The sequence below is a fragment of the Opacimonas viscosa genome (assembly GCF_024199005.1).
GTDB classification, from domain to species: Bacteria; Pseudomonadota; Gammaproteobacteria; order Enterobacterales; family Alteromonadaceae; genus Opacimonas; species Opacimonas viscosa.
On sequence record NZ_JANATA010000001.1, the window covers coordinates 344,011 to 357,524 of the forward strand.

At 39.7% G+C, this 13,514-nt stretch carries 13 protein-coding genes and 1 tRNA gene; 5 read left to right on the forward strand and 9 right to left on the reverse strand.

The features are described 5' to 3' along the window. Window position 1 precedes the first annotated feature (1 nt). The 6 genes from pheT to thrS all read right to left on the reverse strand — a co-directional run bounded on the left by pheT (window position 2) and on the right by thrS (window position 6,700). Window positions 2-2,386 (reverse strand): phenylalanine--tRNA ligase subunit beta, encoded by a 2,385-nt coding sequence (gene pheT / locus NLF92_RS01490; RefSeq protein ID WP_254098133.1) that lies wholly within the window; start codon window positions 2,384-2,386, stop codon window positions 2-4. Between the two features lie 11 nt (window positions 2,387-2,397). Continuing rightward, window positions 2,398-3,381, reverse strand: a complete 984-nt coding sequence (gene pheS / locus NLF92_RS01495; RefSeq protein ID WP_432420200.1) for a phenylalanine--tRNA ligase subunit alpha — start codon at window positions 3,379-3,381, stop codon at window positions 2,398-2,400. A 160-nt stretch (window positions 3,382-3,541) separates the two neighbouring features. Beyond that, window positions 3,542-3,898 (reverse strand): 50S ribosomal protein L20, encoded by a 357-nt coding sequence (rplT, locus tag NLF92_RS01500; protein ID WP_254098137.1) that lies wholly within the window; start codon window positions 3,896-3,898, stop codon window positions 3,542-3,544. Between the two features lie 16 nt (window positions 3,899-3,914). Next, window positions 3,915-4,112, reverse strand: a complete 198-nt coding sequence (gene rpmI / locus NLF92_RS01505; RefSeq protein ID WP_254098139.1) for a 50S ribosomal protein L35 — start codon at window positions 4,110-4,112, stop codon at window positions 3,915-3,917. A gap of 111 nt (window positions 4,113-4,223) precedes the next feature. Next, window positions 4,224-4,763: a translation initiation factor IF-3 gene (gene infC, locus NLF92_RS01510; RefSeq protein ID WP_254098319.1), complete on the reverse strand. Its 540-nt coding sequence runs from the start codon at window positions 4,761-4,763 to the stop codon at window positions 4,224-4,226. Window positions 4,764-4,783: 20 nt separating this feature from the next. Beyond that, entirely contained in the window at window positions 4,784-6,700 is a 1,917-nt protein-coding gene (gene thrS, locus NLF92_RS01515; protein WP_254098141.1) for a threonine--tRNA ligase, read from the reverse strand. A 310-nt stretch (window positions 6,701-7,010) separates the two neighbouring features. Here thrS and NLF92_RS01520 point away from each other — a divergent pair, with 310 nt between their 5' ends. Both NLF92_RS01520 and NLF92_RS01525 read left to right on the forward strand, forming a co-directional pair. Continuing rightward, window positions 7,011-7,577 carry an SRPBCC family protein gene (locus NLF92_RS01520; protein WP_254098143.1) on the forward strand — a complete coding sequence of 189 codons (567 nt, stop codon included), beginning with the start codon at window positions 7,011-7,013 and terminating at the stop codon, window positions 7,575-7,577. Window positions 7,578-7,651: 74 nt separating this feature from the next. Further along, window positions 7,652-8,611: a DUF3080 family protein gene (locus NLF92_RS01525; protein WP_254098145.1), complete on the forward strand. Its 960-nt coding sequence runs from the start codon at window positions 7,652-7,654 to the stop codon at window positions 8,609-8,611. 4 nt (window positions 8,612-8,615) lie between these two features. Here the strand turns inward: NLF92_RS01525 and NLF92_RS01530 are convergent, their stop codons facing one another. The 3 genes from NLF92_RS01530 to NLF92_RS01540 all read right to left on the reverse strand — a co-directional run bounded on the left by NLF92_RS01530 (window position 8,616) and on the right by NLF92_RS01540 (window position 10,758). Further along, on the reverse strand, window positions 8,616-9,134 hold the full coding sequence (locus tag NLF92_RS01530; protein WP_254098147.1) for a hypothetical protein: 519 nt from the start codon (window positions 9,132-9,134) through the stop codon (window positions 8,616-8,618). A 406-nt stretch (window positions 9,135-9,540) separates the two neighbouring features. Further along, window positions 9,541-9,617, reverse strand: a tRNA-Val gene (locus NLF92_RS01535). Between the two features lie 79 nt (window positions 9,618-9,696). Continuing rightward, complete coding sequence (locus NLF92_RS01540) at window positions 9,697-10,758, reverse strand: patatin-like phospholipase family protein (RefSeq protein WP_254098149.1); 1,062 nt, start codon at window positions 10,756-10,758, stop codon at window positions 9,697-9,699. 542 nt (window positions 10,759-11,300) lie between these two features. Here NLF92_RS01540 and NLF92_RS01545 point away from each other — a divergent pair. The 3 genes from NLF92_RS01545 to NLF92_RS01555 are packed head-to-tail and all read left to right on the forward strand — an operon-like array spanning window position 11,301 to window position 13,505. Beyond that, window positions 11,301-11,660, forward strand: a complete 360-nt coding sequence (locus tag NLF92_RS01545; RefSeq protein ID WP_254098151.1) for a Spx/MgsR family RNA polymerase-binding regulatory protein — start codon at window positions 11,301-11,303, stop codon at window positions 11,658-11,660. Then, on the forward strand, window positions 11,657-12,811 hold the full coding sequence (gene dapE / locus NLF92_RS01550) for a succinyl-diaminopimelate desuccinylase (RefSeq protein WP_254098153.1): 1,155 nt from the start codon (window positions 11,657-11,659) through the stop codon (window positions 12,809-12,811). The genes NLF92_RS01545 and dapE overlap by 4 nt, the downstream gene beginning before the upstream one ends. A 4-nt stretch (window positions 12,812-12,815) precedes the next feature. Beyond that, window positions 12,816-13,505, forward strand: coding sequence for a M15 family metallopeptidase (locus NLF92_RS01555; RefSeq protein WP_254098155.1), 690 nt, complete (start codon window positions 12,816-12,818; stop codon window positions 13,503-13,505). Window positions 13,506-13,514: the final 9 nt, after the last annotated feature.

Sequence of the window (13,514 nt, forward strand, 5' to 3'; positions counted from 1 at the left end):
TCTAATCTCTTAAGGTAGCATCCAATGTATCTTGTAAGCCCGAAATCACTTTATCCACACAAGCTTGTATCTCAGCTTCTTCAAGTGTTTTTTCAGGATCTGAAAAGGTCAATGCCATTGCCAAACTTTTCTCACCTTCAGCAATGCCCTCACCTGTATATATATCAAACAATGTTAGGTCAACTAATTGATTTACGCCAACTTTATTGACTGTTGTAATTATATCAGCATAACTAACTTCATCTTTAACTACAACAGCGATATCTCGTCTGTTAGTCGGATATTTAGAAATTATTTTAGCTCGAGGTAAAACACGTTCAAGTAAAACAGATTGGGCAAGTTCAAAGACAAACACATTTGCTTGTAGTCCGAAGAGTTTCTTAAACTGAGGGTGTAAAGCACCCACAAAGCCAACAATTTCTCCATTAAAACAAATATCAGCACCTTGACCAGGATGTAAGAAAGCGGCGGATGAACGTTGGAAAGTAAATTGAGCAGACATCCCTGTTAAACTAATCAACCGTTCCACATCGCCTTTTACAGTAAAGAAATCAACAGGCGAGATTCCGGCCCACGATTCAGATTTTTCAGTACCACAAACAACGCCTGAAATAACAGGAATTTGGGCAACACCATTAGCTGATGCACTATCTGGTAAAAATGTTAAACCCGTTTCGAAAATACGTACACGTGGTTGTTTACGTTTTTGATTGTAACTAACGGTATCGATAAGGCCTGTTAATAAACTCACCCGCATTGCTGACATATCACTAGCAATTGGATGAGGTAAAACAAATGCCTCAATTTCTGTAAATAGCGCTGACTGCTTTTTAGGATCAACAAATGAATATGTAATCGCTTCATCGTAGCCCTGCTGTAACAAGACTTGTTTAAGGGTACCTAAATCCAAAGTACTTTCACTGCTGGGTAACATGGCTAAGGAAGCAAAAGGTGCAGCATTAGGGATCTCATTATAACCGTAGACTCTAGCGACTTCTTCAATCAAATCTTCTTCAATACTGATATCAAAACGATAGGTGGGTATAGAAACAGACCAGCTTTCATTGGTATACGAAAGACTAAAACCGAGTCTTTCTAAGATTTCAGTAACAACATCAGCAGCGAACTCTATACCAATCACTTTCTCCAAGCGCGCTTTACGTAACGTGACATTTTTAGGTTGTGGCACAAACTCTTGGTTTTCTGTGACCAATATCGGCCCTACTTCACCACCTACAATATCCGTCAGTAATGCCGTTGCACGTTCCATCGCCGTCTCTTGTAAACTTGGGTCAACCCCTCTTTCATAGCGATGTGATGCATCGGTGTGTAAACCATACTGACGTGCTTTACCCAAAATCGCATCTCGGGCAAAAAACGCACTTTCTAATACAATGTCTGTAGTGCTGCTCGTCACCCCAGAAGCTAAACCACCGAAGATACCCGCTAACGCTAGCGGTTTTTCTGTATCAGCAATAACAAGGGTATTCGGTTGAATCGTCACTTCGTTCTCATCTAATAAAACCAGTTTTTCTTCCGGTTTGGCCAAACGAACATGAATATCACCAGCAATACTGTTTGCATCAAATGCGTGCATTGGATGCCCTAATTCTAATAAGACATAGTTCGTCACATCGACAACTGGATCGATGGAACGGATCCCTGAACGACGCAGTTTTTCAGTGAGCCATAACGGTGACGAGATAGATAAATCAACATTTTTTATGATACGACTAACATAGCGAGGACAGGCTTCCGGAGCTTCTAAAACAACTGGTTGCGTATCAGTAATAGATGCTGGCACTGCAGAGATTTCAGGTGCATTTACGGCCAGTTTATTTAACACACCAACTTCTCTAGCTACCCCACGTAAACCCAAACAATCGGCACGGTTTGGTGTAAGATCGATTTCAATAGCAGTATCATTTAAGTCTAAGTAATCACGCAAATCTGCACCAATGGGGGCATCAGCAGGTAATTCTAAAATACCATCATGCTCATCACTTATACCCAGTTCAGAGAAGCTACATAACATCCCAAATGATGGCTGACCGCGCAACTTGGCTTTTTTAATTTTGAAATTACCAGGTAGAACCGCACCAACACACGCCACTGCCACTTTCAGACCTTGACGACAGTTTGGAGCTCCGCAAACAATATCTAACAACTCATCTGCACCAACATCAATCTTGGTCACTCTTAATTTATCTGCATCAGGGTGCTGTCCGCATTCAACCACATGGCCTACGAGAACCCCACTAAATTCACCTGCGACAGGTTCAAGTCCGTCTACTTCAAGACCTGCCATACTTATTTGTTCTGCAAGAGTTTGCGTATCAATTGCTGGGTTAACCCATTCACGTAACCACTTTTCGGAAAAAATCATAGCAAAACTCCTTAATTGAACTGTTTGAGAAAACGTAAATCGTTTTCAAAAAATGCGCGTAAATCGTTGACGCCATAACGCAACATTGTTAAACGCTCAACCCCCATACCAAAAGCGAAACCTGTGTATTCTTCGGGGTCGATGCCAACAGATCGGAGTACATTTGGATGCACCATGCCACAGCCTAATACTTCAAGCCATTTCCCATTCTCGCCCATGACATCGACTTCCGCAGAAGGTTCTGTAAATGGGAAATATGAAGGACGGAAACGGACCTGCAAGTCTTGTTCAAAAAAGTGCTGTAAAAAGTCGTGTAAGATGCCTTTCAATTCGGTGAATGAAACATTTTTATCAACCATCAAACCTTCCACTTGGTGGAACATGGGTGTATGCGTTTGATCGTAGTCATTGCGGTATACACGACCCGGAGAGATAATTCGCAATGGTGGTTTTTCTGCTTCCATGGTACGAATTTGTACACCCGAGGTTTGGGTGCGTAACATCATATCTGGATTAAAATAAAACGTATCGTGATCTGCTCGAGCCGGATGGTTTTTAGGGATATTTAACGCGTCAAAGTTATGAAAACCATCTTCAATCTCAGGACCAGTTTTAGTGGCAAATCCTAACTCACCAAAGAAATGTTCGATCCGGGCAATCGTTCTAGAAACCGGGTGCAAATTACCGATATTTTGGGCGTTACTTGGTAACGTTACATCGACCGATTCTGCCGCGAGTTTGGCATTCATCTCGGCTAACTTTAAAGCTTCAATTTTGGTACTTAACCGCCCTTGAATGGTTTGTTTAGCTAAATTAATTTTTTGGCCAGCCAAAGGGCGCTCTTCGTTTGATAACTTTCCTAACCCTTTTAACAGGTCAGTTAACTTACCTTTTTTACCCATGTAATCAACACGAACGGCTTCTAATGTAGCAACATCTTGCGCAGTTTCAATCTTAGCTATTGCTTGATTGAGAATAGTTTCTAAATCCATGATATCCCCGAATGGAAGTGGATGTTTAATCAAATTAATCGCATTATTTTACACGAATAATAGATTGAATTCACAGGGAAAAAAGAGATTTTGGATGGATACATAAAAAAAAACGGTGAGTATCCTACTCACCGTTTCCCAAAAACTTAAACTTGCTTAAAATTTATGCTAATGCACCCTTAGCCGTTTCGACTAATGCGCTAAAAGCAACTTTATCGTGAACTGCGATGTCGGCAAGGATCTTACGATCAATTTCAACAGACGCTTTCTTTAAACCGTTAATGAAACGGCTATACGATAAACCATTTTGACGTGATGCCGCATTGATACGTGCAATCCATAATTGACGGAATTGACGTTTTCTTTGACGACGGTCACGATATGCATATTGACCAGCTTTAGTTACTGCCTGTACAGCTACGCGATAAACACGTGAACGTGCACCGTAATAACCTTTGGCCTGCTTTAATACTTTTTTATGACGAGCGCGAGCTACTACGCCGCGTTTTACTCTAGCCATGATTCAGTCTCCTGTCTTAAACGTAAGGTAACATGCGTTGGATAAGCTTAGTATCCGAAACATGAACTAATTTTTTGCCACGTAAATGGCGTTTACGCTTAGTACTCTTCTTCGTCAAAATGTGACGTAAGTGAGACTGCTTGGATTTGAAACGACCAGACGCTGTCTTACGAAAACGCTTAGCTGCTCCAGAGTTGGATTTCATTTTAGGCATTGCTAAAACTCCGCATTGTTATAGTAAACCGAATATTTTGCAGATATATCGGTGGTTAAAATTTGCAGTTCGGTGTTATTAATGTGCAGTTAATAAGCTTGTAAACCGAGACTACTTCTTGTGTGGGGCCAACACCATAATCATTTGTCTTCCCTCAACACGATTGGGGAAGGACTCACAATTTGCAAGCTCTTCTAAATCCGCTCTAACACGTTTTAAAAGAGTAATTGCGATGTCTTGGTGAGCCATTTCACGTCCGCGAAAACGGATTGTGACCTTAGCTTTATCACCAGCCTCCAGAAAGCGACGCAGGTTGCGCAGTTTGACCTGGTAATCGCCTTCATCAGTGCCAGGGCGAAATTTAATCTCCTTGACCTGAATTTGCTTTTGCTTTTTCTTTTGCTCTTTAAGAGCTTTGCTTTTCTCGAAAAGGAATTTCCCATAATCCATGACTTTACAGACAGGTGGTTGGGCATTTGGACTGATTTCTACCAAATCCAGACTATTCTGATCAGCCAATGCTTGAGCTTCACTCAAAGACACAACACCGATTTGTTCACCATCTTTTCCCACTAAACGAACTTCGTTTACTGTGATTTCATCATTGATTCGAGCTTTATCGCTCTGAGCCTTATTATTAGCGCCTTTAATGAGCTATTCCTCCAAGAGATTTAATTAAGTACTTTATCTGCGATGTCTTGTTGGGCTTTAGCTAAGAAATCTGCCAATGGCATTTTCCCTAGGTCTTCGCCCTTTCTGTTCCTTACTGCTACTTCACCAGCTTCCATTTCTTTATCGCCGATGACTAACATATAAGGAATACGCTTCAAAGTGTGTTCGCGGATTTTAAAGCCAATCTTCTCATTTCTCAAGTCCGGTTTGACTCTAATTCCACTTTCAGCCAAAGATTTTACCACTTTTTCACAGTAATCGCTCTGTTTATCTGTAATATTTAAAACAACTACCTGGGTGGGTGCTAACCAAGTAGGGAAAAATCCGGCATATTCTTCGGTTAAAATACCAATAAAACGTTCTAATGAGCCCAAAATAGCTCGGTGAATCATGACCGGTACTTTACGCTCGCCATCTTCCGCCACGTATGTCGAGCCTAAACGTCCAGGCATTGAGAAGTCTAGCTGTACCGTACCGCACTGCCATGCACGATCTAAACAGTCATACAATGTAAATTCAATCTTGGGACCATAAAAAGCCCCCTCTCCTGGCTGATAAGCAAATTCTATGTCATTTGCTGTTAAGGCTTCAGCTAAAGCGGCTTCTGATTTATCCCAGATTTCATCACTGCCAACACGCTGTTCAGGTCGAGTCGATAACTTGACAACAATTTTTTCAAAGCCAAACGTGGCGTATGTTTCATATACCATTTTTATACAAGCAGAGACTTCATCAAGTATTTGTTCTTCAGTACAAAAAATATGGGCATCGTCTTGAGTAAAACCGCGCACTCGCATTAAACCATGTAATGCACCTGACGGTTCATTGCGGTGACAACAACCAAACTCAGCCATACGCAATGGTAAATCACGGTAAGACTTTAGACCTTGGTTAAAAATTTGTACGTGACCAGGACAGTTCATTGGTTTAACCGCGTACTCACGTTTTTCAGACTCTGTGGTAAACATGTTTTGTGCATATTTATCCCAGTGACCAGATTTTTCCCAAAGAACACGATCCATCATCAACGGACCTTTTACTTCCTGGTAGGCAAACTGACGTAACTTTTTACGTACGTATGCTTCTAACTCGGTATAAATTGTCCAACCATCATTGTGCCAAAATACCATGCCTGGCGCTTCTTCTTGCCAATGGAATAAATCCAGTGTTTTCCCGATTTTACGGTGATCTCGCTTTTCGGCTTCTTCGAGGCGGTTCAAATACGCCTTTAGCTGTTTTTTGTCCGCCCAAGCAGTACCATAGATACGTTGTAGCATTTTATTGTCCGCATCACCACGCCAGTATGCACCAGCTACCTTTTGGATTTTAAAATGTTGACAAAAACGCATATTCGGTACGTGAGGACCACGACACATGTCCACATATTCTTCATGCACATATAACGCTGGCGTTTCTTCTTTACCTATATTTTCATCAAGGATTTGCATTTTGTAAGACTCACCACGTTCGGCAAACTTATCATATGCCGTTTGCCAGGAACCTACCTGCTTCACAACATTGTAAGATGTTTTGGCGAGTTCAAGCATACGCTTTTCAATCTTGTCGAGATCTTCTTGGGTTAACGAATGCTCAAGGTCAACGTCGTAATAAAAACCATTATCGATGACCGGACCAATAGCCATTTTGACATCAGGAAAAAGTTGTTTAATTGCATGCCCAATTAAATGTGCACATGAATGACGAATTATCTCTAAACCTTCGTCATCTTTAGCAGTAATAATCTGCAAATGTGCATCTTCAGTTATTAAATCAACAGCATCAGCCAAGACACCGTTTATTTTGCCAGCAATAGTCGCTTTGGCTAAGCCAGGACCAATATCGTTGGCGACATCAAGAATAGAGACAGCATCAGGAAAGCTTCTTTGTGAACCATCAGGCAGAGTGATAACAGGCATGTAATTTCCTATAACAGTGGTGACACCTACGTTGTGCCACTTGTGCAAATAAAAACACCCTGCCAAAACGCAAGGTGCTACAATAGCGCATATTATATAGATATTGCCGTACAGCTTGCAATCAATACTTATAGGTGACACCGTACGCCAAATTAAGTCATAAGCATAACGAGTATGCTTATGATGGTGCAACAAACGTCCATCAAATCAAAAATAGAGATGTAACATGTTAGGTATTAGGTCGTATAACACATTATTTAAAACAAACCTGCTGTTAAGCATATTGATCCTTTCACTACCAACATTTTCAGTGCAGGCGCAAAAAATCGATGCTTTCACATCTGCAAAATGGCGGAGTACAGAAACGAATAAGATTTTAATTAGTGTAAAGCAAGTCTCTGAACAGCATTTTGCAATCAACGCAAAAATGTATATAAAAGCAGATCCTCAGGCCTTTTTTGCACTTTTAGAAGCCGCCGATCAAGATTGTAGTTGGTTAGCATCTTGTAAAAAAATTACGATATTGGATAAATCGTTACCTCAATTTAGGTATGTGCATACGGTTTTTTCAAGTCCTTGGCCAGCTAAAGACAGAGAAATGTATACCCGTTCAGAACATATTTTTCATCCCGAGACCCAAGATTTATCAATATTTATTACTGATATTTCCGATCAATACCCCAATACCCCTGGCGTACTAAAACTAAAAGGGGTCTCAGCCCAGTGGTCCATGACACATCAATTTGGACCGTGGTACGAATTAAATTATTTAGCTGAGGCAACTGTTGGTGGCTGGATCCCTACTTGGTTATCAGAAAATTTATTGATCTCATCAACTGAAAAAACGTTTAAAAGAATACGTAATCGTTTGCAATAGTGTGATTGTCTATGCTCCATTTTAATTTTATCTCAAACACAAAACTCACTGGTGTGTTATGTATATGCTTATTTATGCTTGGTTGTAGCGGTCAGTCAGAATTAGAATCCGCCACACAAGACTATGCAGAACGTATAACCAGAGTGATAAATATCGATATAGACATCGGACAACCAGCAATTTCCCTTAGCTATCCAGAAGCGCCAGAGCGAGTATTAACGATACCAGACAAAACATTAAAGCTTTCCGAATTTTATGCCATCAATAATTGTCCTTTAGCCCCCTTAATTGCCCAAAGAAATACCGCTTTAGGTAAAGTAGAAACACCTTCTAGACGCTATGTATATGAACTCAATGTTCTCAACGCATTGGCTATTTGTGCCGAACAAGTAGACGAAAGTGAAACACGGATACAACAAAAACTGACCGATTTAACCTCGCATAAAACATCACAAATCTCTATGGTGCGAGCGAAATTGTTACAAGACTCTGAAGCAATAAGACTAGGTACAGGATTTAGTCGAGCATTTTTAGCACCAAATGACTCAAAAACAAGCCAAGGATTTACTGAAACCTTATTAGCTTTAGAATTTTTAAGTTCGTTAGCTAATGACACATCAGTGTCATATGAAGAATTAGAAACGCATTTGGAATCGCTCGAGAAATATAGGCTGTTAGCGGTTATGTGGCGAACTCAGCAATATATAAGTAATACGTTACCTGCTATCACAACTGCACTTGATCAATATGCCACTGAAATGAACTGCTCAGTACAAACAACTGATAAAACAGAAATATTAGATAACATTTTAAACATGTTTTTTGTAAATAAGATCCAAGCCATTGGCGGACAGTTAAATGCTTACCATTACCAGTTTAAACCGCTTATTGAAGAATTACTTAATGAGCCTTTTCTAGCCAGCTCAGTCAAAACATATTGGCATACCCAAACCCATGATGAATTTACGAAATACCAAAACACGATAAAACAACATGTGCAAGCATGGCAGAATATACGTGAACAATGCAGTTAACTATTCACTTTTCTTTATAACTATTCGTTAATTGTGCGTGATTAATGATAAATTTCCCAGTTTCATGAAAAATGGAACAAGCTCTCTCAAAGATTTCCTGGAAATCCATTTGAGTGATACTTTTCTCAACATCAGAAACATTAACAACTAAACAACCTTCGACCATATGTTCGGTAAAGTTATTAAGCAGTAGCGGTGTTTCATAGGTATGATGTGTTTTGTAAAATACATAGTTAATGACGCAATGTTGATAAAAGTGCATAAAAGCAAAACTGGTTGCCTCTTCAATTAAAGTCATTTGATTAATAATTTTAATGTTGTGCTTTAGCTCCATATCAGACAATGCCCCTTGGATAGAGAACCCTGGTCTGGTACTTGATAACAGTCCAAATAAAGTATCTGGTGTTTGTGATTTAGGTAACTGCACTGTTGTTTTGTAGAATGTATTTGGACAATAGAACTCAAAAAACACGCTATGACTCGTAGTTGAATAAAAACCTTTCAATTTTGTTTCATTTGGCATAATTAACTCCTTACCTTAATAAGTATATGGAGTGTCTGCTAAATAGCATTTGATAAGGCCGTCTAATGAACAGGGTATGTTTTGTAGGAAATCATTGATTTTTATACGCTTTGTTATACTTTAGTCAAAAGAATTAAGCAGCATTATGCAACTGACTGTCATTTTCTTGTATAGACCTAACAAATTTGTGATGAAGACCCAGCTTTAATCTTGCAAAAATAGTATGCAGATTATTTTGCTTGGTAATAACCTAGCTTTGTAATAAAGGTGTTATTGCTTTAGAAAGATGTTGTGGCTTTAATGGATGTTTTGTAGGGATGCATTTAAGCTTTTAGGTGTGTCTTGTGATTTTAATGGCTGAGTGTATCAGCAAAAAAAACCTGCTATAAAGCAGATTTAAAGAATTTGGTAGGACTAGGCAGATTCGAACTGCCGACCTCTACCATGTCAAGGTAGCGCTCTAACCAACTGAGCTATAGTCCTATGTATATTAGGAGTAGTATTCCTAAAAACTGAGCGCATGATAGTCATCTGGACGCTAAGAATCAAGCATAAATTCATTTTAAAACTGAAAATCTTGCATTTTGTCGATTATCTCACCAGAACTTGACCATTGCATAAACAATTCCCCTAAACGATCGGTTTCACTCAAAATCGTTTGCCAATATTTTATGCGTGTTGCAGCATCCAGATTAACAAAATCATTCCGATCAGAAATTTTGCCAAAAGGAAGCTTTGCGATAAATTTATCACTGGGTACTAACATCACCACATTTGCATAAGACGATGGATGAGTTTTGCGATATTTAAGACCTTTATCAAACCAACCAGGAATCGGTTTTTTATAAAAATGTGGATAAAGGACTAAACCTGATGGGGAGTCTGGAGCTTGGATGGTAAAATCAAAGTGATAATCGATAATGCCTCCATCTCTATACATACCTCGTGGCGCATCACTAATATCCTTTACTCCATCCATGACCATGGGGATAGATCCAGACGCAACTAACGCATCTTCAAGATTATTTTGATTCAATGCTACATACGTATTACCAAGTTCAGCAGGACAAGAAAAGTCTAAATCTCGCACACCAAAAGTGACTCTTTCGTAAAAGGATCTGATAGTGGTTCGCGAAAGAGAGTTACATGCAGCACTACAAAGCAACCCAATCATCTGGGCATACTTGTTTGGATATTTATCTAACCCTTTTGACCTTGCAGTAATAAAATGCGCTTTGAACTGTGCATTATTAAGAATGTCAGAAACTCCCTGCTCACCTAACATGACGCGTAAAATATGACGAGCACTGTCAGAAATTTCAGTAGGAGTCGGATTTTCCGAATATGTCGTTCTAGAATAATGATGTGCCAACCGGTCGATAGCGGCCTTAGGGTCATTTTGTGTAAGACAAGCAGCACGAAAAGCCCCCGCAGATGTCCCAATAATATCAATCGTGTTATTCGCTCTGCTCAAGAACTCTGGCACAATCACCCTATCCAATCCTGCGAGCACAAACCATTTTGGTCCACCAGAAGCGCCTAACATTGCCGAAAAATTATCGGGCAGGAAGCCGTTTTTTCTGATGACTGCCTGAGCCTCAGCACCAGCGTAAACATCTAACATCACAAAAACCATTTATTGAAAGGTATATTGCTTACATATTTTATAGAAAATAGTTCAAAAATGTAGGAGATTTCATTTTTTTAATCCACAATGTTTATTTATTAAACAAAAAGCATGTTTTTTTAATGAAATAGCAAATATGGCTGTTGTTAAAACTTTAAGAAAAAAGAAAAATACATCCTATTGAAATCCTTAGAGCCCTTTAAAATCAATACCTACAAAGGAAATCAAGTTTTTAATCAATTGTTAACAGGTTATTTTTTACACAATTTAGTAAAAAGCCTTATTTTTCTTATACAAAAGTCTTAAAAAAAATTATATGCACAAAGTTATCCACAGGTTTAGTGGATAACTGATATTTAATATGTAGGATATATCGCACACAAAATAAGCAGTTTTCTTAGCATGAAAAAAAAGATAACTCATTCGATTTTTTCGCAAGAATCCCAGAAAAAAACCTAGAAATTTAGGTTAATTAATCTATTAAAAAACAGTAATATAAAGCTTATAACATTCAGAAAAAAAACACTTAGGTGAAATTTATGACAACCCTCTACGGTATAAAAAGTTGTGACACTATGAAAAAAGCCATGACATGGTTAGCCAATCACAATATTGAATACACTTTTTTTGATTACAAAAAAGAGACCATCTCTGCTGATTGGTTAACGCAGATGCTCGCTGAACATGGGCTTGCTATTGTCATGAATAAAAGAGGCACAACTTACCGTAAGTTAGATGATGAAACAAAAACATTATTAAACGATGAAGCCACACCGGTATCACAAGTCATTGCGCTACTCTGTGCGAATAGTTCTATGATAAAACGTCCGATTTTAACGCATGGTAAACGTTCCATTGTGGGTTTTAAGGATTCTGACTATGAGACATTTTTCGCATGAAAAAATCCGCTAACTCTCACCCAATTTCTGTTGTCGAATTATGCCAAGCACTTATCCGTGAACCTTCAGTGACGCCAGAAGACAAGCATTGCCAACCGATGATGGCTGAACGTCTAAGTCCGTTAGGTTTTGCTATCGAAACCATGGTTTTTCACGACACCACCAATATGTGGGCGCGCAAAGGTACCCAAGGTCCTGTGTTTTGTTTCGCAGGTCATACCGATGTTGTTCCGACGGGGCCAGAAGACCAGTGGACCTACCCTCCTTTTGCTGCAGAAATCCATGATGGTTACATTTATGGTCGTGGTGCAGCAGATATGAAAGGTAGCCTTGCTGCTATGATTACAGCCACGGAACGTTTTGTTCGTGACTATCCCGATCATAAAGGTTCTATTGCCTATCTGATTACATCTGATGAGGAAGGTCCGTTCATTAATGGAACGACCAAAGTCATTGATACTCTTGAAGCAAGAAGTGAAAAAATTGATTATTGTATCGTGGGTGAACCCTCTTCTACAGCTGCAGTCGGTGATGTAGTGAAATATGGGCGCAGAGGGTCATTGACGGGCGACTTAACCATCAAAGGTAAACAAGGGCATGTCGCTTATCCCCACTTGGCTAAAAATCCTGTTCATTTGTTTGGCGCTGCGATAAACGAACTCGCTAACACGACCTGGGATAAGGGCAACGCAGCTTTCCCCGCCACCAGCTTTCAAATCTCCAACATACATGCGGGTACTGGTGCAGGCAATGTTATTCCTGGTGAATGTAAAGTGTGTTTCAATTTTCGTTTTTCCACTGAACAGTCATTCGCATCATTACAAGAACGTACATTAGCGATTTTAGATAAGCACGGACTCGACTATGACATCGATTGGACTTATAACGGCCTTCCGTTTTTAACTGATTCAGGGGTTTTAGTCGAAGCCACGGTTGCAGCTATCAAAGATGTCACTGGGCTAGATACCGTATTATCAACAGCAGGTGGCACTTCCGATGGTCGTTTTATAGCTCCTACAGGTGCTCAAGTTGTCGAACTGGGTCCAGTGAACGCTACTATTCACCAGTTAAATGAATGTGTAAAAGCGGACGATCTCATTATCTTAGAAGATATTTATTACCGTGTTCTGGTGCGTTCTTTAGGCCAATAAAAACATGTTAAACTCTGCGCAAATCATAGGCTGTACAAACTCTCACGTGGTTCGTTTAGAGGCCATTGATAGTGCCAATAAGTCCGGGAATATGTATTTGCAAAAAAATACAGCAGCGGCATTTATAGCATTACAAAAATCTGCCCTTGCTGCTGGCATAGATTGTCAGATAGTGAGTAGTTTTCGCTCCTTCGAACGTCAATTACACATTTGGAATAGAAAATGGCGAGGCGAATTAGCCGTCCTCAACGACGATCAAGTACCAATAAATATGGCAGAGCTTAGTGACGTTGAAAAATGTCATGCCATTTTACGTTGGTCTGCTCTACCAGGTGCGTCTCGACACCATTGGGGTACAGATATTGATGTATATGACCAAGCAGCAACCTCTGCGGCCGGTCATAAACTGCAATTAGTTCCTTCTGAATATGCTGAAAACGGGATTTGTGGGACGTTATTTAACTGGCTGAATGAACATGCCCAAGAGTATGGGTTTACCAAACCTTATGCGATTGACCAAGGGGGTATTGGGGTGGAACCATGGCATTTAAGTTATGCACCTGTCGCTAATCTGGTACTAGAACAATATCCCCAAGACGCCCTATATGCTATACTTGAAAAATCAGATATCGAAGGAAAAAGTACCATAATGGCGCAGTTTGATTATATCCTGCAACGCTATGTATTTATCTAAATAAACGCT